Source organism: Halomonas citrativorans (genome assembly GCF_014898005.1).
GTDB classification, from domain to species: Bacteria; Pseudomonadota; Gammaproteobacteria; order Pseudomonadales; family Halomonadaceae; genus Vreelandella; species Vreelandella citrativorans.
Map to the genome: position 1 here is coordinate 1 of NZ_JABUYX010000038.1, position 16,236 is coordinate 16,236.

Genomic DNA, 16,236 nt, shown 5'->3' on the forward strand with positions numbered 1-16,236 from the left:
TAGCGCCGATGGTAGTGTGGGGTCTCCCCATGCGAGAGTAGGTCATCGTCAGGCACTTATTGTGAAAAATCCCCCGGGGCTCGCGCCTCGGGGGATTTTTTTATGCGTGGAATATGAAAAGCGGTGGCTGAAGCTTATGCTTACAAAACTATGCCTACAAAAATGCCCTGCCGCGCCTCGCACTACAGGGCATTTAAAACTTTGTATGGCGAGCGAACTAGCTGCAGATCGCTTCCAGCGCCTCTATCAGGCTATTCATCTCATCGTCAGTGCCGATGGTAATGCGCAGGAAGTTATTAAGTTCAGGGGTATTGAAGTGGCGTACGAGAATGCCGCGCTCGCGAAGGCCCGCAAACAGTTGAGCGCCTGCATGCTCAGGATGCTGGGCAAGCACAAAATTAGCCTTGGAGGGTAATACCTCAAATCCTAATGCTTCAAGACGCTGACGGGTGCGTTCACGGGTTGTAATCACGCGCTCCCGGCTTGCGTCAAAGTGCGCTTTATCGTCAAGTGCAGCAATACCTACAAGGCTTGCCAGGCTATCTACCGGGTAGGAGTTAAACGAGTCCTTAACGCGGTGCAGGCCATCAATCAACTCCACTGAGCCAATGGCGTAGCCCAAGCGTAAGCCGGCCAGGCTGCGTGATTTGGAGAATGTGCCCGTCACCAGCAAATTCGGATAGCGATCAATCAATGCAATCGCGCTTTCGGCACCAAAGTCGACATACGCTTCATCAACTAATACAACGCGATCCGTTACCCGCTTGAGTAGTGTTTCAATATCCCCAAGCGAATGCGCATGGCCGGTAGGCGCATTCGGATTGGCAAAAATCACTCCGCTACGCGCCGACGCGGTTCCGAGCGCCTCCAAATCAACTTCCCACTGCTCATTGAGTGGATGAGTGCGTAGCTCAATGTTATACAGGTTGGCGTATACCGGATAAAAACTATAGGTAATCGACGGGGCATCAAGCGGCGCGCCGTGACAGAAGAAGGCTTGAAAAGCCAACGCTAGCACCTCATCTGAACCATTGCCCACAAATACCTGCTGGCTTTCAACGCCATACGTTTCAGCAAGTGTTGTACGCAGTGCGGCAGACGTTGGGTCGGGATAGAGACGCAAATGGTCGGTCGCGTAGTCACGCAGTGTCTGGCCGACGCCCGGTGCTGGCGGGTAAGGGTTTTCATTGGTATTGAGCTTGATAATACGCTCACGCGGCTGCTCCCCGGGTATATAAGGGGTTAGCGCTTTAACAGCGGGACTCCAGTATTGGCTCATGTGGGTAACCTGATTATCCTTGCATAATAGGCCATGGTCGCTTGATGCTCGCTTAAGCGCAAGCATTCCCCTTGCAATCAGGGGTGTGCGTTGCACCTTGTAACGGTTATGCTGTCATAATCGCGCGAAAGAAATGTATGACCAACACGATAAGGAGACACCCCATGCAATTCAGGAGTTTGCTAGCCGGTTCGGCTATGTTGGCATTGTTGGCAGGCTGTGCGACCGGCGGCCCTTCGGCCCAGGAGAGTGACGCAGGCGTTAGCGCGTCACAACAGCGCTACCAAGGCACACTGCCTTGCCGTAACTGTGATGGTATTGATCTGGACGTTACCATGGTGGGCGAAGAAACAAGCACACCTGATGAGCGTACTTTCACTCTGGATGCGACGTATCGCAATCACCCTCAAACGCCTCCGCCTGAAAACTACGCAGGTAACTGGGAAGTGTTGAGCGGCACGCCGTCTGATCCCGATGCCTCTGTTTACGAGTTGACGCCCAATGGCGACGGCCAAATTTACTACTTTCAGCGTATTGATGAGCGTACGCTGGAGCTAATTGATCCAGAGCGTCGGCGCTTTGAAAATGGCGAAATGTTGCAGCTACAGCGTCAGTAAGTAAGCAGTAACATCCTAAGGCGGCCATTGGCCGCCTTTTGTATTTTATAGTCTGGTAATAGTGACAAAGAGTTAACATCAACGGGAGTATCAGCGCGGTGGCTAAAGCCAAAAGTGCCTTTGTATGTACCGAGTGTGGCGCGGAGTATCGCAAGTGGCAGGGCCAGTGCTCCAGTTGTAAAGAGTGGAATACGCTGAGCGAGATTCGCCTGGCCAGTGCGCGGCCCGGAAACGGAAGCAGTGGGTCAGGTCGGGGAGGTTATGCGGGTGACCTCTCCCGAGATGTGGTTGATTTAAGCAATGTCGACCTAAGTGAAGTGCCGCGGCTAAGCTCCACCTTTAATGAGTTTGACCGTGTATTGGGCGGTGGCTTGGTGCCGGGTTCTGCGGTATTGCTTGGGGGCAACCCAGGTGCGGGCAAGTCCACGCTATTGCTGCAAACGGCCTGTAAGCTGGCCCAGCAGCGGCGCATTTTGTATGTCACCGGTGAAGAGTCATTGTCTCAGGTCGCCATGCGTGCCCATCGCCTGCAGCTGCCTACCAACGGCTTGAAAATGCTTGCGGAAACCAGCGTTGAGACCATCCTGGCCGTGGCTGAGCGTGAGAAGCCTGAAATATTGGTGATCGACTCTATCCAAACCATGCATCTGGAGGATATTAGCTCGGCGCCGGGCGGGGTGGCCCAGGTACGTGAGTCCGCTGCCGCGCTTACTCGCTTTGCCAAGCAAACCAATACGGTGCTGTTACTGGTGGGCCATGTCACCAAAGATGGCACGCTGGCAGGCCCCAAGGTGCTGGAGCATATGATTGATGCCTCGCTTTTGCTGGAAGGTGGCGCCGACTCCCGCTTTAGAACCCTGCGCGGTCAGAAAAACCGCTTTGGTGCGGTGAATGAGCTGGGCGTCTTCGCTATGCTGGAGCAAGGCTTAAAAGAGGTTAAAAACCCCAGTGCCATTTTTCTCTCTCGCCAGGAAGAGCAAGCGCCAGGCAGCCTTGTCATGGTGGTGTGGGAAGGCACTCGCCCGATTCTTGTCGAAGTGCAGGCGCTGGTTGATGAATCCGCCTTGGGGAATCCACGCCGTGTGGCCGTTGGGGTAGACCAAAACCGTTTAGCCATGCTGCTGGCCGTGCTCAATCGCCATGGTGGTCTTTTTACCGGCGACCAGGATGTTTTCTTGAACGTGGTGGGCGGGGTAAAAGTACTGGAGACCAGTGCGGACCTGGCCGTACTGCTCGCGGTCGTCTCCAGCCTACAAAACCGCGCGTTACCCAAGGAGCTGGTAGTGTTTGGCGAAGTGGGGCTTTCTGGTGAAATACGCCCGGTACCCAGTGGGCAGGAGCGTATTGCCGAGGCCGCCAAACACGGTTTTTTACGTGCGATTGTACCTCGTGCGAATGCACCCAAGCAGTCACCCAAGGGGATGGAAGTCATTGCCGTCGATAAGCTTAGCGACGCGCTAGAGGCGCTTTAAGTAGGCTACGCTATAAGAATTGTTATTAAGACTGTTATAACAACTGTTCTAAAAACATGCAGTGCCAAGGAGAGACACAATGAGTTCAATTCGCCTAACCCAATACAGTCATGGCGCAGGCTGTGGCTGTAAAATAGCTCCGGATGTACTGGACAGTATTCTCGCCAAAGCAGGGCCGTTAGCCGGGCATAAGCAGCTCATTGTGGGCAATCAAGGGCGCGAAGATGCCGCTGTCTATGACCTGGGCGATGGGCGAGGCATGATTGCCACTACCGACTTCTTCATGCCGATTGTCGATGACCCGTTTGATTTTGGGCGAATTGCTGCCACGAACGCCATCAGTGATATTTACGCCATGGGCGGTACGCCGGTCATGGCGCTAAGCATTCTTGGCTGGCCATTAGACAAACTGAGCGCGGAGATTGCCGGCGATGTCATTGCCGGCGCCCAGGGCGTTTGCCGTGAGCTGGGTGTCGCCTTGGCAGGTGGCCACTCGATTGATACGCCCGAGCCCATTTTTGGCCTGGCAGTGAATGGGCTGGTCGACCTGGACAAGCTAAAGCTCAATAGCCGCGCTAAGCCGGGTGATCTGCTGTTTTTGACCAAGCCGTTAGGCGTTGGGCTGCTGACCACCGCAGAGAAGCAAGGCCTGCTGGAAGCAGGGCATCACGGGTTGGCTCGAGAAACCATGCTTAAATCCAACCGTATCGGCGTCAAGCTTGCCGATGTAAAAGGCCTTAATGCCATGACCGACGTTACCGGGTTTGGCTTAGCGGGGCATTTGTCGGAAATATGCAGCGCAAGCAACGTCATGGTCCAGATAGATTTTCGCCGCCTACCTCGGCTGGCTCAGGCAGAAACTTATCGTCGTCAAGGGGCCGTTCCCGGCGGCACACGGCGCAACCGCGATGCCTTAGGTAAAAGCTTGCCTGATATGGATGAAGCTCACTGGCAATGGCTATGCGACCCGCAAACGTCAGGCGGCTTACTACTAAGTGTCGACCCTGCTTGGCAAGATGATGTTGAACGCATTGGCCGCGAGTTCGGCTTATCGCTTCAGCCGTTTGGCGTCATGAAAGCCCGTGAGAGCGAGGCGCTGATCGAGGTGGTGGGATAGTGCTTGAGAAAGTGCCTGAAACAGCGCGCGACAGCGGCACCAGAACTTCACGTGGGGGATTGGGACAGCTGTTGGGAAGCCGCTAAGCAGTGGAGCGCCTAGCGGCTATCTTTCGGCGTGGTTAGCTCACTCTAAGCCATTGAGTCATGACGCGATCAAGCAGCGGTGCCAGCCGATGAAAGCGCGTTGCGTCTTCAAGGATCTGGCTACTATCCTGGCGAAAGCGGTCTGCCGCGGAAGAGGTAGGCGTAGTGGGCTCGGCATGCTCAAGGCGCTTTTTCACATTGGAAAGCGTTACCTCAAAAAGGCATAGCAAACCGATGACGCGGCCACTGTCCCAGCTAAAGCCTTGCAGCGGTGCCGCCGCACTGCCGCCCAACGGCAATGCATTATCGGGCAAGCTAAATACATAACGATGCCACATAAAAGCGTCAAACTGCTCGGGTAAGTCAAACGGGCTTTCTGGAGCCAGCGATACGGTATGCCAACCTCTTTCGGGATACGTACCTGGAGCGATGATTGCCTCAAGTGCCTGGGCGATCCACAGGGCCCCTAGGCCAATGCCCATCATGGGCTTATGACCATCCAGATAACGGTTAATCAATTTGTTTTCGGCTTTAAACCAGGCAGGCGGCTGATCTATAAACGTTTCAGGGCCATCCAGCACGATTAACGCATCGCTTTCTGCCGGACGAGGCGTTAACTCGCCGGCATAAAGATGAAAAATAGTGTAACTATGTCCCATACTGCTTAACCAATCCGTTAAGCGGGCGGGAGCATGATCAGCACTGTGCTGTAGCAAATGAATATGCATGGTAATCTCCTCGCCGGCCGTACACAGTAAAGGCTGTCAGTGTTAATGACAGCGCGAGTTCGACCATAACGTATTGTCCCCATTTCACCAATATCACGCGTTAGGAAATCAGTATGGCGTCCAAGCCCCCAGGATTTTATCAGCAGTTGCAACTGCTTCCGCTACCGGCTCAGCAAGCGTTTATGGCTGCATTATGTGAGCGCCTGCTGCCTAATTACGCCCTGTACGAGCAGACCACTGGCCAAGGGGATATTCACACGCTGCGTACCGTAATTAACCTGGTTTGGGAGCGCTTAAGCGTGCCCAACGCGAGCATTGATTTTGCGCGTCAGGCGGAAAAGTTGGCGGAGTGCGAACCGCCTGCTGATGATGAAAGCTTTGGTGCGCGTCGTGCGCTGGACGCGGTGGTTTCCCTGTCGGCGTTGTTGGACACACTGCAAGGCGACTCGCCAGAAGCCGTGCTGGATGTGAGCCGTACGTCACGTGCCGGGGTACGTGCCTTTATCGAACTTACTGAAGGCGAAGAGGATGCCCAAAAGCTTGCTTTACTGATTCGGGACCATCCGTTAATGGCCGACGAAAATGATTTTCAGGACGCGGTTTTGGAAGCGGTCAGTGAACCGCTAAACAAAGCCGCGCTTAAGGAAATACGCACGCTAGGGCGTAACGACGGTATTAGTAATCTGGGTCTTAGCCTTGAGGAAGATGATGAATGAGGCTTGGCCTGCCTAAAAGCGCAGGCCTGCGGTTACCATCATGCCAGCGGTGCCGAAAATGATGAGGTCAGACTCAAGCCGCCCCCACTGCATACCAATGCTGGGCAGCAGGGCGGGTGCGGTTTCAAGGTGGTTGAGAGGGATTTTGTCCCGATACTCACCTTTATAGCCATGCAGGAGCCCACCGGTGAGTTTGGCCCTGACGTTAATCTCTTTGAACTGCCAAAGGGGGAATTCACGCCCGGCATAAACGTACCAGGTGGGCTGATTATACGAGTTTTTAAACCACGCCGTACCTGCCAACCAACGCTCCGGGTTATGTAACTCAATGCCGATCAAATTCTGCTGATTGTTATGATCTGGCTGTGGATCAAAGTGGCGGGTTAACAGGCTGGTTTGCACCAGCGTATGGTCCAGCTCAAGCGTCGGAGGCCAGTCCGGTAAGGTGAAGGCTGAGGCAGATGCGCTCAGCCATAAACCAGTTAGCCCTCCCAACCATGGGGAACAACGGGGCATGTGATACTCCTAAAAAGGGACTGGGCAACAAAAATGTTACAGACGCATCTCTATACCGCGCTCTGCCATATAGCGCTTTGCTTCAGGGATCGTATGCTCTCCAAAGTGGAAAATACTGGCGGCCAGCACAGCATCCGCACCACCTTCCAATACGCCGTCCACCAGGTGATCCAGATTGCCCACGCCGCCAGATGCAATCACTGGCACGCTCACGGCTTCTGAAATCGCGTGGGTCACGCCAAGGTCAAAGCCGATTTTGGTGCCATCACGGTCCATGCTAGTGAGCAGCAGCTCGCCCGCGCCAAACTCGACCATTTTTTTGGCCCACTCCACCGCATCAAGCCCGGTTGGGCGGCGGCCGCCATGTGTGAAAATCTCCCAGCGCGGCGGCTCGCCTTCACTGGAGACGCGCTTGGCATCAATCGCCACCACGATGCACTGGCTGCCAAAGCGTTCCGCAGCTTCGCGAACAAATTCAGGATTCGTAACGGCGGCGGTGTTGATCGACACTTTATCCGCGCCTGCATTCAGCATTGTACGAATATCGTCACAGCTGCGAATACCGCCACCCACCGTCAGCGGAATAAACACTTCCCCTGCGATGCGTTCGACCATTTCGACAGTAGTGTCGCGGCCTTCGTGGCTAGCGGTAATATCCAGAAAGGTAATTTCATCGGCGCCCTGCTGATTATAGCGCTGGGCAATCTCGACCGGGTCGCCTGCGTCACGAATGCCGACAAAGTTGACGCCTTTCACCACTCGCCCAGCATCAACGTCCAGGCAGGGGATTATACGCTTGGATAAGCTCACGCACCGCCTCCTGTTAGCTGGTCGCTAAGACGTTGTGCTTCAGCCACATCCAGACTGCCTTCGTAAATGGCACGACCGGTAATGGCGCCTAAAATACCGCTATCGGCGACATCGCACAGCGCTTTGATGTCATCCAGGTTGGTCACGCCCCCAGAGGCGATGACCGGCAAGCCGCCTTCGCGAGCCAACTGAGCCGTTGCTTCAACGTTAACGCCTTGCATCATGCCGTCACGGGCAATGTCGGTATAGACGATGCTGGAGACGCCGTCATCAGCAAACCGCTTCGCCAGGTCGACGGCTTTAACGCTTGAAACTTCTGCCCAGCCGTCGGTGGCCACGAAGCCATCTTTAGCGTCCAAGCCAACAATCACGCGACCAGGAAAAGCGCGGCACATTTCACCCACAAACGCGGGCTCTTTAACCGCCTTGGTGCCGATAATCACGTAGGATACGCCTGCATTCAGGTAGTGCTCAATGGTTTCAGCAGTACGGATGCCGCCGCCAATTTGAATGGGCAGGTTGGGGTAGGCACGTGCGATGGCTGTCACGGCGTCGCCATTGACCGGCTTACCTTCAAACGCACCGTTCAAATCGACCAGATGAAGGCGTCGCGCGCCAGCTTCTACCCAGCGCGCGGCCATAGCGACCGGGTCATCGCCGTAAGAGGTTGCATCATCCATACGCCCCTGTTTCAACCGCACACACTGGCCGTCTTTGAGATCAATCGCAGGAATTACCAACATAACTAAACCTCTTAGGGTGTCCAGGTGACAAAGTTTTCGAGTAAGCGTAGGCCTGCTCGGGAGCTTTTTTCTGGGTGGAACTGTACGGCAAAGGTGGCATCGCGGCCAATCGCCACGTGGGCACTGACATCGCCATAATGCGTGGTGCCAAAAACCTGGGCATCGTCGGCAGCATTCACGTAATAACTGTGCACAAAGTAGAAGTGCTCGTTGTTATCAATGCCTGCCCATAGCGGATGGTCATGGCTTTGTTCCACCAGGTTCCAGCCCATATGTGGCACTTTTAAACGCTGTTCGTGCGCGTCGCGCATCGTGGTCGGAAAGCGATCCACGCTGCCCTTGAAGAAGCCCAGACAGTCGACGCCGCCGTTCTCTTCGCTTCGCTCCATTAACATTTGCTGGCCCACGCAAATGCCCAGCAACGGTTTCGCCTGACGCGTTAGCACATCATCAACCAAGCCACGCAGCTCCGTGCGTTCAAGCTCACTCACACAGTCGCGAATAGCACCCTGGCCTGGCAGTACCAGGCGGGTGGCGCCTAAAATGCGCCGCGGATCACGGGTGATAATGACGTTCTCGTGCGTTACATGTTCAAGCGCCTTCGCGACAGAATGTAGATTACCCATCCCGTAGTCGATTACCGCAATAGTCATGAAGCGCTCCTTGATCGAGTGAACGAACGGTTACCTGAGCTGTTTACTGTACTGATATATGCACTGATATAGGTACGACAGCCCGCCATTACAGGCTCCCTTTGGTGGAAGGCATCTGCCCCGCCATGCGTGGATCTTCTGCCACCGCCATGCGTAGGGCGCGTCCAAAGGCTTTAAAAATTGTTTCGGCTTGGTGGTGAGCGTTAAAGCCTTTCATGTTGTCAATATGCAGCGTGACGCGCGCATGATTAACGAACCCTTGAAAAAACTCCCAGAACAGCTGGGTATCAAGACGGCCTATGGTGGCGCGCGTAAATTCGACATCCATATAAAGGCCGGGCCGACCAGAGAAGTCGATCACCACGCGGGAGAGTGCTTCATCCAGCGGCACATACGCATGGCCATAGCGATAAATGCCGCGCTTGTCGCCAATCGCTTCATTAAACGCCTGGCCCATAGTAATGCCCAGGTCTTCAACGGTATGGTGTTCATCAATATGCAAATCGCCTTTGGCGAGGATATCAAGGTCTATCATCCCGTGGCGTGCAACCTGATCAAGCATATGATCCAGAAAGGGAACGCCCGTCTCGCAGCGAAGGTGGCCTTCGCCATCCAGATTGACGCTGACGGTGATCTGGGTTTCATTGGTATCACGGCTAACCGTGGCAATACGCGCTGCCATGTTGCATCTCCTGCGCTCTAGCGCATTCTGAAGGGAAGGCGATGGGTCGCACTGTTTCATCGCTCTGTTATTAGGGCATATATCTGCGGCAAAGCGAACATTATAGAGAATCGGCGCCCCCATCCGCTACAATGCGCGCAATGTAGCCGCCCTTTTAGGCATTAAAAATGGCAGTTTTGCTGCTTTGGCGAAGAGGAGTTCATCATGCCGGTGACACTGGAGCGCGTCGACCAAGCCTGTTGGGAGAGCGATGAACAAGTGCGTCTCGATTTGATGCGCATTTATGAGGAGGCACCGAAAGAGCGAGTGCCTGCTCAAGCGGTCCTGCCTTTTATAGAGCAACATCTAAAAGCGAAGCACTTTTTTGCCTGCGCGCACTTTAATGATCGATTGTTGGGAGCGGTGGCTATTCAAGAAGGACAAGACCGGGCATGGTGGCTTTCAGAGCTCTGTGTACGCAAAACCACACGCCGCCGCGGCGTTGGCTCGCGGCTAATGGCGCTGCTGGGTGAACAGGCCAAGCAAGAGGGGCGTAAACTGCGTATTGACATCTCAGCGCTACCGTTGGCCGACCAGGTGCTGCTCTCCAAGCTTGGCTATCGTCCTAGCACCAGTGCCGAAAGACCCACATCGGACCAACCTCTTACCAGCAATTTTGTTGAGTTAGACCCACAAGGGAAAGGGTAATGAAACAGTTATTACGTATTTTGCTGGCTGCTGTCGGCATTCTCGCCATTGTAGGGGTGGCGGCGGTGGTTTATGTGACCACCTTTCTTGACCCCGAAGATTTCAAGCCACGCCTGACGTCCGTTGTGGAAGAGCATACGGGGCTGCACCTGGCGCTTGATGGGCCGATCACATGGTCTTTCTATCCACGCATTGGGGTAAGCGTTGAGCAAGCGCGCGCCTGGCTGCCCGAGCAATCGGAAGAAGATACATCGTTTGCTTCTATACAGCGCGCCGAGGTCAGCGTCGCTTTTGCGCCATTATTGCGTGGTGAAATTGCAGTTGACGGCTTAACGCTGGACGGCATGCGCCTAAACCTTGAGCGGGACGAGGCAGGTGAAGGCAACTGGGAGCCGCTGGTCGAGCGTTTGGCTGAAGGTAGCGATGAAAAAGCACAAACTGTGCTGGCGCCAGCAAGTGCAGGGCCGAATGCCGATGCGGGCAATCTTTCCGTTGTATTGAACATCGCCAGTGTTGAAGTAAAAGACGCCGATATTCGTTTTCGCGATGCGCAAAGCCAAGCGTTGTGGCGCCTGCAGTCGCTGAATGTTTCCGGCAGCAACGTCAATCCGGTAAGTCCTTTCCCTTTAAAAGCCATGTTTACGCTAACCAAGCATAATCGTTTGGATGCTGAAGTGCTGGAGCGCACGCCGGATTTAACCACTGATATTGACCTTGAAACACGCATGCGCCTTAAGCTCGCAGAAGACAGCGTGGTACTGGAAAATACCCGTTTAAGTACAAACACACGTTTGCACCCAGACAGTGAGCCCCAGCGGCTTGGTTTAAGGGCGGCTGAAATCGTCGCACGTATGGAAGAGAAGCAGTTAAGTATTACCGAAGGCGTACTAGAAGCTGGCTTGCAGGACCCTGAAAAATGGCAGGGCAGTTTAGCGTTGGCGCTAGCCTTTGGTTTGGAAAGTAACTGGCAGGCGCAAACCGCACAGCTAAAGGAGCTACAGCTAACCGGGCCTGATGGTCTGCGCGTGAGTGGCCACCTGAATGTCGAGCAGATGTTTGATGCACCTCAATACCGTGGCCAGATGACCGCCGCGCCTTTTACGCTGCGTCCGTGGCTGACTCGTGCAGGCGTTGAATTGAATACCACCAGTGAAGCAGCGCTTAGCGATATCGCCATGACCAGCCCCATTGAAGGGGATGAGCAGCACGTATCGCTACCCCGGCTATCGCTGGTTGTCGATGACGGCACCTTTACAGGGCAAGTTGCTGCCGCGCTGGATGGGTCGCAGCTAACGTTTGATCTGGAAGGCGATAACCTGAATGTTGATCATTATCTTCCAGGTCCCGCAACGTCTCAGCAGGCAAGTTTAGGCTTATTGCGCAGGGCGTTTGCCCAGAGTGCAGAGATGTTGCTGCCGCAAGCATGGCTCAGTGAGTTGTCAATGGAGGGCGACCTACGTGTCGATACACTTCTGCTGGGAGGTCTTACCTTTAATGACACGCGCTTGCAGCTACAAGGTGAGGAAGGCCTTCAGCAACTGACCGCCTTTGACGCACGCTTTTATGACGGAGAACTTAGTGCTTCAGGCCAGTTGGATGCCCGCGAGCGGGTAATGGAGTGGGCGCTGGTCCCGACCATTAATAATGTGCAAATGGCATCGCTGATTGAAGCGCTCAGTGATGAGGACGAGCCCTCTCCGCTGAGAGGGCGCTTGCATCTGGATGGCGAGCTAACGTCCCGTGGCAATACCCGTGAAGCGTTGGTCAGCAACCTGAATGGACAGTTGGATGGGCGCCTTAATGAAGGTGCGATTTTAGATATTAATATTTCTCAGCAGATGTGTGAACTGGCAGCCCAGGTAGAAGGCGAAGGAACCGTCCGCGACTGGCATAACGATACGCGCTTCGAGCGTTTTGATGCGACGTTCCAGATACGTAATGGCGTCATGAGCAGTGACAACCTGAACATCACCCTGCCGGGGATCGAAGTTAACGGAAAGGGCGAGCTGAATTTCAACAGCCTGAACTTTGATACGCGTGCAGATGCACGGTTAGCGAATACCGCCGATGCTGCCTGTGAAGTGAACCCTCGCCTGGAGCAGTTGCCGCTGCCCGTTCGCTGTGAGGGCCACATTGGCGATGTAACCAGCGAATGGTGCCGCATTGATCGAGAGGCTTTTCAGACCGCCGTGGTTAACCTGTTGCGTAACGAAGCTGGAAACCGTGTGACTACGGAACTTGAGGAGCGCGTAGGCGGTTCGTTGGATCAGTTGGATGAGCGCTTGGGTGAAGGCGCCGGCCAAAACCTTCGCGAAGGTATTCGCCGCCTCTTCAACTGAGCATTCCTATAAGTCAGTCTGCGCCGGCTAAATGCCGGCGCTTTTTTATTGGTATACGCTGATTGGCTCATTTAGCCAAATACGTTACGAACACGCTAGCGAAGGAGTCCCAATGGCTGATATGCCAACCCCAAGGCTTGAAGCAAGCGAGTTTTATCGCCGCCTGCTTACCTGGTTTGACCAGTATGGTCGGCACGACTTGCCTTGGCAGTCGCCCCGTAGCGCTTACCGAGTGTGGGTTTCGGAAATTATGCTTCAGCAGACCCAAGTGGCGACAGTGATCCCTTACTTCGAGCGCTTTATGGCTCGCTTCCCAACGCTTGAGTCGCTCGCTCTCGCTCCTCAGGATGAGGTGTTGCACTTATGGACCGGGCTTGGTTATTACGCCCGGGCGCGCAACCTGCATAAGGCCGCTCAGCTGGCGCTGGAGGCGCACAACGGCGAACTGCCCACTGAAAGTGTCGATGCGCTAGTCGCTTTGCCTGGCATTGGGCGATCAACGGCAGGCGCGATTATCGCCCAGAGTACCGGCAACCGAGCCGCCATTTTAGATGGCAACGTAAAACGCTCGCTAACGCGATTACACGCTATTCCTGGCTGGCCCGGTAAGCCTGCCGTCGAACGAACGTTGTGGGCGCTGGCCGACTACTACACGCCGTCCACACGCTTAGCGGATTTTACGCAGGCGATGATGGATTTTGGTGCCACCTTGTGTAAGCGCAGTAAGCCTGACTGCACATGCTGCCCGTTTAATGATGTATGCCTGGCGTACGCTCAGGGTGAGCCACAGCGCTATCCTGAATCCAAACCCAAGAAAGCGTTGCCCACTCGCTGTACGATTATGCTCCTGCTACGCGATTCCCAAGGGCGCGTCTGGTTGGAGCAGCGCCCGCCTAGCGGTTTGTGGGGCGGGCTATGGAGCTTGCCGCAATTCGACACGCACAGTGAACTGAACGACTGGCTTGAACAATACGTTGTATCGCCTAAACGTGAGACGGCCATGCCAGGCTTCCAGCATACCTTTAGCCATTTTCGCCTTGAGATTACCCCTCAGCCGGTTTCCTGCGATAGGCTGAGTGAGGTAAGAGAGCACGGGGTGTGGTTTGATGTTAACCACCCCCGGGAGCTTGGCTTGGCGGCACCTGTCAAAGCGCTGCTGGGTCAACTGGCATCTTTTACCCTTAACTTAGCGCCCGGGCGTGTATAAGGCCTTGGACGTTACTGTCCACCAAGGAGTTATCAATGAGTAATACGGTTTTTTGTCGTAAGTATCAAAAAGAGCTGCCAGCGCTTCCGTTCCCGCCGCTACCCGGCAAGCAGGGCCAGGAAATCCAAACCACTGTATCCAAGCAGGCGTGGGAAGAGTGGCAGGCGCTGCAGACCCGTTTAATCAACGAAAAGCACCTGAATATGCTCGACCCGGAAGCGCGCGCCTACCTGATGGATCAAATGCAACGCTTCCTGAATAACGAAACCACCGACCAAGCCGAGGGCTATGTGCCGCCTACCCAGGCTTAATCAACGGCTCAAGCAGGCGGAAGCCCCACGAATTACGGGCGTTTCAGCCCTGCGCCGTTAGTCGTAGAGTTATCCTAAGCGACGGTTAGAAAAGAAAGTTTCACAAAGGTGTTGACGAAAAGCTGAGTTTTTAGTTTAATACGCACCGTTGGCAGCGGCCAGATAGCTCAGTTGGTAGAGCAGGGGATTGAAAATCCCCGTGTCGGCGGTTCGATTCCGTCTCTGGCCACCAAACGTTGGGGTATCGCCAAGTGGTAAGGCACCGCTTTTTGGTAGCGGCATTCCCAGGTTCGAATCCTGGTACCCCAGCCATTGCCAACAAGATTTCTTGTTGATTGTAGAGCCTAACAGCGAAGCAATCATTTTCTCAAGAAAATGTGAAGCGCCGACATAGCTCAGTTGGTAGAGCAACTGACTTGTAATCAGTAGGTCCCGGGTTCGACTCCTGGTGTCGGCACCATCAGAAGATGGTTAAAAGTAACACATTAGAGAATTAGATTAAGCCGTCCGAAAGGGCGGCTTTTTTGTGCGTGCTATAAAAATAAACATAAAGAAGTAACGATAAAGGCAGGCATAACGTCTACTTAGCTTGCGCGACGAGTGCTGGCAAAAACATGAGTAAGGTTGGTGCTGAAAATGGCGGGATAATAATGTAGCAGAGGTTATCTAACATGGATAATAAGGCCGTCCGTGGCCTGTCGCGCGTCCTTGATCCTTTCGCATATTGCTTTCCGAAACCCTTCCATGGGCTGGCGCGACTCAAGTGAGCTACTGCGATCCGTAGCAGGTACGATTCTAACGGCTTTAGCAGGAAATGATGTAGTCTATCGCTGATATTTTTGTAAGCATTCTCTTACACTGGTTCTGTATGTCTTTTATTTTCAATGGCTTATGGTCGCCATGTTGGGTTTTCGATAAATAAAAAATAGCCTTTCTGGTAGCTGCTTGACCATCATTTCCGGCTTGGGCAGCGCCGGTATTCATTCTTCTTACCTTGGGCCCCCCGCAGCTGCAGGAGCAGGAGGCACCATGGCCCAACTAATTCTCGTGAGTATGCAAGAAGATTGTTTTAACCATCGCTTTCACTCTGTTACTTCCAGCTTGATCTAAAAAATAGTTATACGGAAAAATTACGTAAGTTAAATAGTAAGGGGATATGTTCTCTTTATGTCTCTGCTTACGGTATAAGCAAGCGTTGTTAGGCCTATGTTGTTTTATCTTAGCGCTGTATTTTAATAACAACAAAACAACGTGGCGACAAAGATTAAAGATTTCCATTATCTGTCGTATCTCTTGAAATGGCTTTGGGGTTAGCTACGCTCAAATTACTCGATTGGTTAATCGAGTTAACGATTGATATGTTTTTGCCGAAAGCATGAAAAGGAGATGAATCATGGCTAATGATCGCAAAGATAATGGAATGAGCCGCGAGCAGGCAGGACAGAAAGGTGGTGAAGCCACCTCAAAAACACATGGTAAAGAATTTTATGAAGATATCGGCCATAAAGGTGGCCAAAAGAGCGGAGGTAACTTCGCTAATGATCCGGAGCGAGCTTCCGAAGCCGGTAAGAAAGGTGGAGAGAACAGCCACGGTGGTAATTCCTGATGGTGGCCGGTCAGGTCGATTAGGTTTTACATAACCACTTAGCTTAAACGTTGCCCTCTTGTAAATATGGCAGTAATAGCATCTGAGTGAGTTGCTGCTTAAGGGGAGTGTGCAGAGGCCTTCAATACTTAACTAAACGCGATCAGATATTTCATTTGATGGGCTTGCAAGGAAGCGCTTTGTTTAGAAGGAACCGTTAGTAATGAGGTTGGTACTGCGTAACGTTTAAGTCTGCTGCCAGGAAGTTTTCTTCCTGGCAGTTAATCCAGGAGGCTGTACTATGTTCCACCACTCTGCAAAGCTGCAATATCCAGTTAAAGTCGATAAACCTAATCCTGAATTCGCCATGTTGCTCCAACAGGCTATCGGCGGTATAGAAGGGGAAATCCGGTAGTGTTCAGAATTCTGTGTCACTTCTACCCTAAGAGGAAAGAGGTGATGTATGACACAACCAACATTTGACATGGACGCGGCGCTGAAAGCCCTGCGAGAAGGGAAAGATCTCACCGGCAAGGAGGGCATTCTGACGCCGCTCATCAAGCAGTTGACCGAGGCTGCCATGCAGGCGGAGCTCGACGCGCATCTCGACAATCAAGAGACGCCCAACCGCAAAAACGGGGGCTCTCCCAAGACCATGAAAAGCCCTGCAGGCCGCTTTGAGCTAACC

The 16,236-nt window shown here is 53.6% G+C and carries 17 protein-coding genes, 3 tRNA genes and 1 pseudogene; 14 read left to right on the forward strand and 7 right to left on the reverse strand.

Annotated elements, in window-relative coordinates; translation table 11 throughout:
• Window positions 1–217: 217 nt before the first annotated feature.
• Window positions 218–1,279 (reverse strand): histidinol-phosphate transaminase, encoded by a 1,062-nt coding sequence (gene hisC / locus INT20_RS17220; RefSeq protein WP_193057398.1) that lies wholly within the window; start codon window positions 1,277–1,279, stop codon window positions 218–220.
• Between the two features lie 164 nt (window positions 1,280–1,443).
• Between hisC and INT20_RS17225 the strand changes: the two genes are divergently transcribed.
• The 3 genes from INT20_RS17225 (at window position 1,444) to selD (ending at window position 4,485) form a co-directional block, all read left to right on the forward strand.
• Window positions 1,444–1,896 (forward strand): copper resistance protein NlpE N-terminal domain-containing protein, encoded by a 453-nt coding sequence (locus tag INT20_RS17225; protein ID WP_193057399.1) that lies wholly within the window; start codon window positions 1,444–1,446, stop codon window positions 1,894–1,896.
• A 98-nt stretch (window positions 1,897–1,994) separates the two neighbouring features.
• Window positions 1,995–3,368 carry a DNA repair protein RadA gene (radA, locus tag INT20_RS17230; protein WP_193057400.1) on the forward strand — a complete coding sequence of 458 codons (1,374 nt, stop codon included), beginning with the start codon at window positions 1,995–1,997 and terminating at the stop codon, window positions 3,366–3,368.
• A 79-nt stretch (window positions 3,369–3,447) separates the two neighbouring features.
• Window positions 3,448–4,485, forward strand: coding sequence for a selenide, water dikinase SelD (gene selD / locus INT20_RS17235; protein ID WP_193057401.1), 1,038 nt, complete (start codon window positions 3,448–3,450; stop codon window positions 4,483–4,485).
• A 121-nt stretch (window positions 4,486–4,606) separates the two neighbouring features.
• Here the strand turns inward: selD and INT20_RS17240 are convergent, their stop codons facing one another.
• On the reverse strand, window positions 4,607–5,299 hold the full coding sequence (locus tag INT20_RS17240; RefSeq protein ID WP_193057402.1) for a type 1 glutamine amidotransferase: 693 nt from the start codon (window positions 5,297–5,299) through the stop codon (window positions 4,607–4,609).
• 113 nt (window positions 5,300–5,412) lie between these two features.
• Here INT20_RS17240 and INT20_RS17245 point away from each other — a divergent pair, with 113 nt between their 5' ends.
• Window positions 5,413–6,015 carry a YjaG family protein gene (locus INT20_RS17245; protein WP_193057403.1) on the forward strand — a complete coding sequence of 201 codons (603 nt, stop codon included), beginning with the start codon at window positions 5,413–5,415 and terminating at the stop codon, window positions 6,013–6,015.
• Between the two features lie 12 nt (window positions 6,016–6,027).
• Here the strand turns inward: INT20_RS17245 and INT20_RS17250 are convergent, their stop codons facing one another.
• From INT20_RS17250 to hisB, 5 genes are all read right to left on the reverse strand, one after another.
• The gene (locus INT20_RS17250; protein WP_193057404.1) at window positions 6,028–6,531 is read right to left on the reverse strand and encodes a hypothetical protein; all 504 of its coding nucleotides are present in this window, start codon (window positions 6,529–6,531) and stop codon (window positions 6,028–6,030) included.
• 36 nt (window positions 6,532–6,567) lie between these two features.
• Complete coding sequence (hisF, locus tag INT20_RS17255; RefSeq protein ID WP_193054345.1) at window positions 6,568–7,341, reverse strand: imidazole glycerol phosphate synthase subunit HisF; 774 nt, start codon at window positions 7,339–7,341, stop codon at window positions 6,568–6,570.
• Window positions 7,338–8,084, reverse strand: coding sequence for a 1-(5-phosphoribosyl)-5-[(5-phosphoribosylamino)methylideneamino]imidazole-4-carboxamide isomerase (gene hisA / locus INT20_RS17260; RefSeq protein ID WP_087108555.1), 747 nt, complete (start codon window positions 8,082–8,084; stop codon window positions 7,338–7,340). The genes hisF and hisA overlap by 4 nt, the downstream gene beginning before the upstream one ends.
• Window positions 8,085–8,095: 11 nt before the next feature.
• Window positions 8,096–8,737, reverse strand: a complete 642-nt coding sequence (hisH, locus tag INT20_RS17265; RefSeq protein ID WP_193054344.1) for an imidazole glycerol phosphate synthase subunit HisH — start codon at window positions 8,735–8,737, stop codon at window positions 8,096–8,098.
• An 88-nt stretch (window positions 8,738–8,825) separates the two neighbouring features.
• The gene (gene hisB, locus INT20_RS17270; RefSeq protein WP_193057405.1) at window positions 8,826–9,419 is read right to left on the reverse strand and encodes an imidazoleglycerol-phosphate dehydratase HisB; all 594 of its coding nucleotides are present in this window, start codon (window positions 9,417–9,419) and stop codon (window positions 8,826–8,828) included.
• A 204-nt stretch (window positions 9,420–9,623) separates the two neighbouring features.
• On the opposite strand from hisB, the gene INT20_RS17275 reads away from it, so the two are divergent.
• From INT20_RS17275 to INT20_RS17320, 10 genes and pseudogenes are all read left to right on the forward strand, one after another.
• Window positions 9,624–10,106, forward strand: a complete 483-nt coding sequence (locus INT20_RS17275; protein ID WP_193057406.1) for an acetyl-CoA sensor PanZ family protein — start codon at window positions 9,624–9,626, stop codon at window positions 10,104–10,106.
• The gene (locus tag INT20_RS17280; RefSeq protein ID WP_193057407.1) at window positions 10,106–12,445 is read left to right on the forward strand and encodes an AsmA family protein; all 2,340 of its coding nucleotides are present in this window, start codon (window positions 10,106–10,108) and stop codon (window positions 12,443–12,445) included. Before INT20_RS17275 ends, INT20_RS17280 begins: the two co-directional genes overlap by 1 nt.
• Before the next feature lie 112 nt (window positions 12,446–12,557).
• The gene (mutY, locus tag INT20_RS17285) at window positions 12,558–13,652 is read left to right on the forward strand and encodes an A/G-specific adenine glycosylase (protein ID WP_193057408.1); all 1,095 of its coding nucleotides are present in this window, start codon (window positions 12,558–12,560) and stop codon (window positions 13,650–13,652) included.
• A gap of 35 nt (window positions 13,653–13,687) precedes the next feature.
• Complete coding sequence (locus INT20_RS17290; RefSeq protein WP_172118873.1) at window positions 13,688–13,963, forward strand: oxidative damage protection protein; 276 nt, start codon at window positions 13,688–13,690, stop codon at window positions 13,961–13,963.
• A 156-nt stretch (window positions 13,964–14,119) separates the two neighbouring features.
• Window positions 14,120–14,195, forward strand: a tRNA-Phe gene (locus INT20_RS17295).
• Between the two features lie 5 nt (window positions 14,196–14,200).
• Window positions 14,201–14,275: transfer RNA gene (locus INT20_RS17300), tRNA-Gln, on the forward strand.
• Between the two features lie 72 nt (window positions 14,276–14,347).
• Window positions 14,348–14,423 (forward strand) — tRNA-Thr (locus INT20_RS17305).
• A 933-nt stretch (window positions 14,424–15,356) separates the two neighbouring features.
• Window positions 15,357–15,569 carry a con-10 family general stress protein gene (locus INT20_RS17310; RefSeq protein WP_172117339.1) on the forward strand — a complete coding sequence of 71 codons (213 nt, stop codon included), beginning with the start codon at window positions 15,357–15,359 and terminating at the stop codon, window positions 15,567–15,569.
• Between the two features lie 280 nt (window positions 15,570–15,849).
• On the forward strand, window positions 15,850–15,963 hold the full coding sequence (locus INT20_RS17315; protein ID WP_226912236.1) for a manganese catalase family protein: 114 nt from the start codon (window positions 15,850–15,852) through the stop codon (window positions 15,961–15,963).
• Window positions 15,964–16,011: 48 nt separating this feature from the next.
• A pseudogene (locus INT20_RS17320) lies at window positions 16,012–16,236 on the forward strand (IS256 family transposase); the annotation flags it as partial.

Coding starts and splice junctions, on each gene's coding strand:
- hisH (WP_193054344.1), bottom strand. CDS start 8,737: ATGACTATTGCGGTAATCGACTACGGGATGGGTAATCTACATTCTGTC.
- INT20_RS17315 (WP_226912236.1), top strand. CDS start 15,850: ATGTTCCACCACTCTGCAAAGCTGCAATATCCAGTTAAAGTCGATAAA.
- INT20_RS17250 (WP_193057404.1), bottom strand. CDS start 6,531: ATGCCCCGTTGTTCCCCATGGTTGGGAGGGCTAACTGGTTTATGGCTG.
- INT20_RS17275 (WP_193057406.1), top strand. CDS start 9,624: ATGCCGGTGACACTGGAGCGCGTCGACCAAGCCTGTTGGGAGAGCGAT.
- hisB (WP_193057405.1), bottom strand. CDS start 9,419: ATGGCAGCGCGTATTGCCACGGTTAGCCGTGATACCAATGAAACCCAG.
- selD (WP_193057401.1), top strand. CDS start 3,448: ATGAGTTCAATTCGCCTAACCCAATACAGTCATGGCGCAGGCTGTGGC.
- INT20_RS17290 (WP_172118873.1), top strand. CDS start 13,688: ATGAGTAATACGGTTTTTTGTCGTAAGTATCAAAAAGAGCTGCCAGCG.
- INT20_RS17240 (WP_193057402.1), bottom strand. CDS start 5,299: ATGCATATTCATTTGCTACAGCACAGTGCTGATCATGCTCCCGCCCGC.
- INT20_RS17225 (WP_193057399.1), top strand. CDS start 1,444: ATGCAATTCAGGAGTTTGCTAGCCGGTTCGGCTATGTTGGCATTGTTG.
- hisA (WP_087108555.1), bottom strand. CDS start 8,084: ATGTTGGTAATTCCTGCGATTGATCTCAAAGACGGCCAGTGTGTGCGG.
- INT20_RS17310 (WP_172117339.1), top strand. CDS start 15,357: ATGGCTAATGATCGCAAAGATAATGGAATGAGCCGCGAGCAGGCAGGA.
- mutY (WP_193057408.1), top strand. CDS start 12,558: ATGGCTGATATGCCAACCCCAAGGCTTGAAGCAAGCGAGTTTTATCGC.
- INT20_RS17245 (WP_193057403.1), top strand. CDS start 5,413: ATGGCGTCCAAGCCCCCAGGATTTTATCAGCAGTTGCAACTGCTTCCG.
- INT20_RS17280 (WP_193057407.1), top strand. CDS start 10,106: ATGAAACAGTTATTACGTATTTTGCTGGCTGCTGTCGGCATTCTCGCC.
- hisC (WP_193057398.1), bottom strand. CDS start 1,279: ATGAGCCAATACTGGAGTCCCGCTGTTAAAGCGCTAACCCCTTATATA.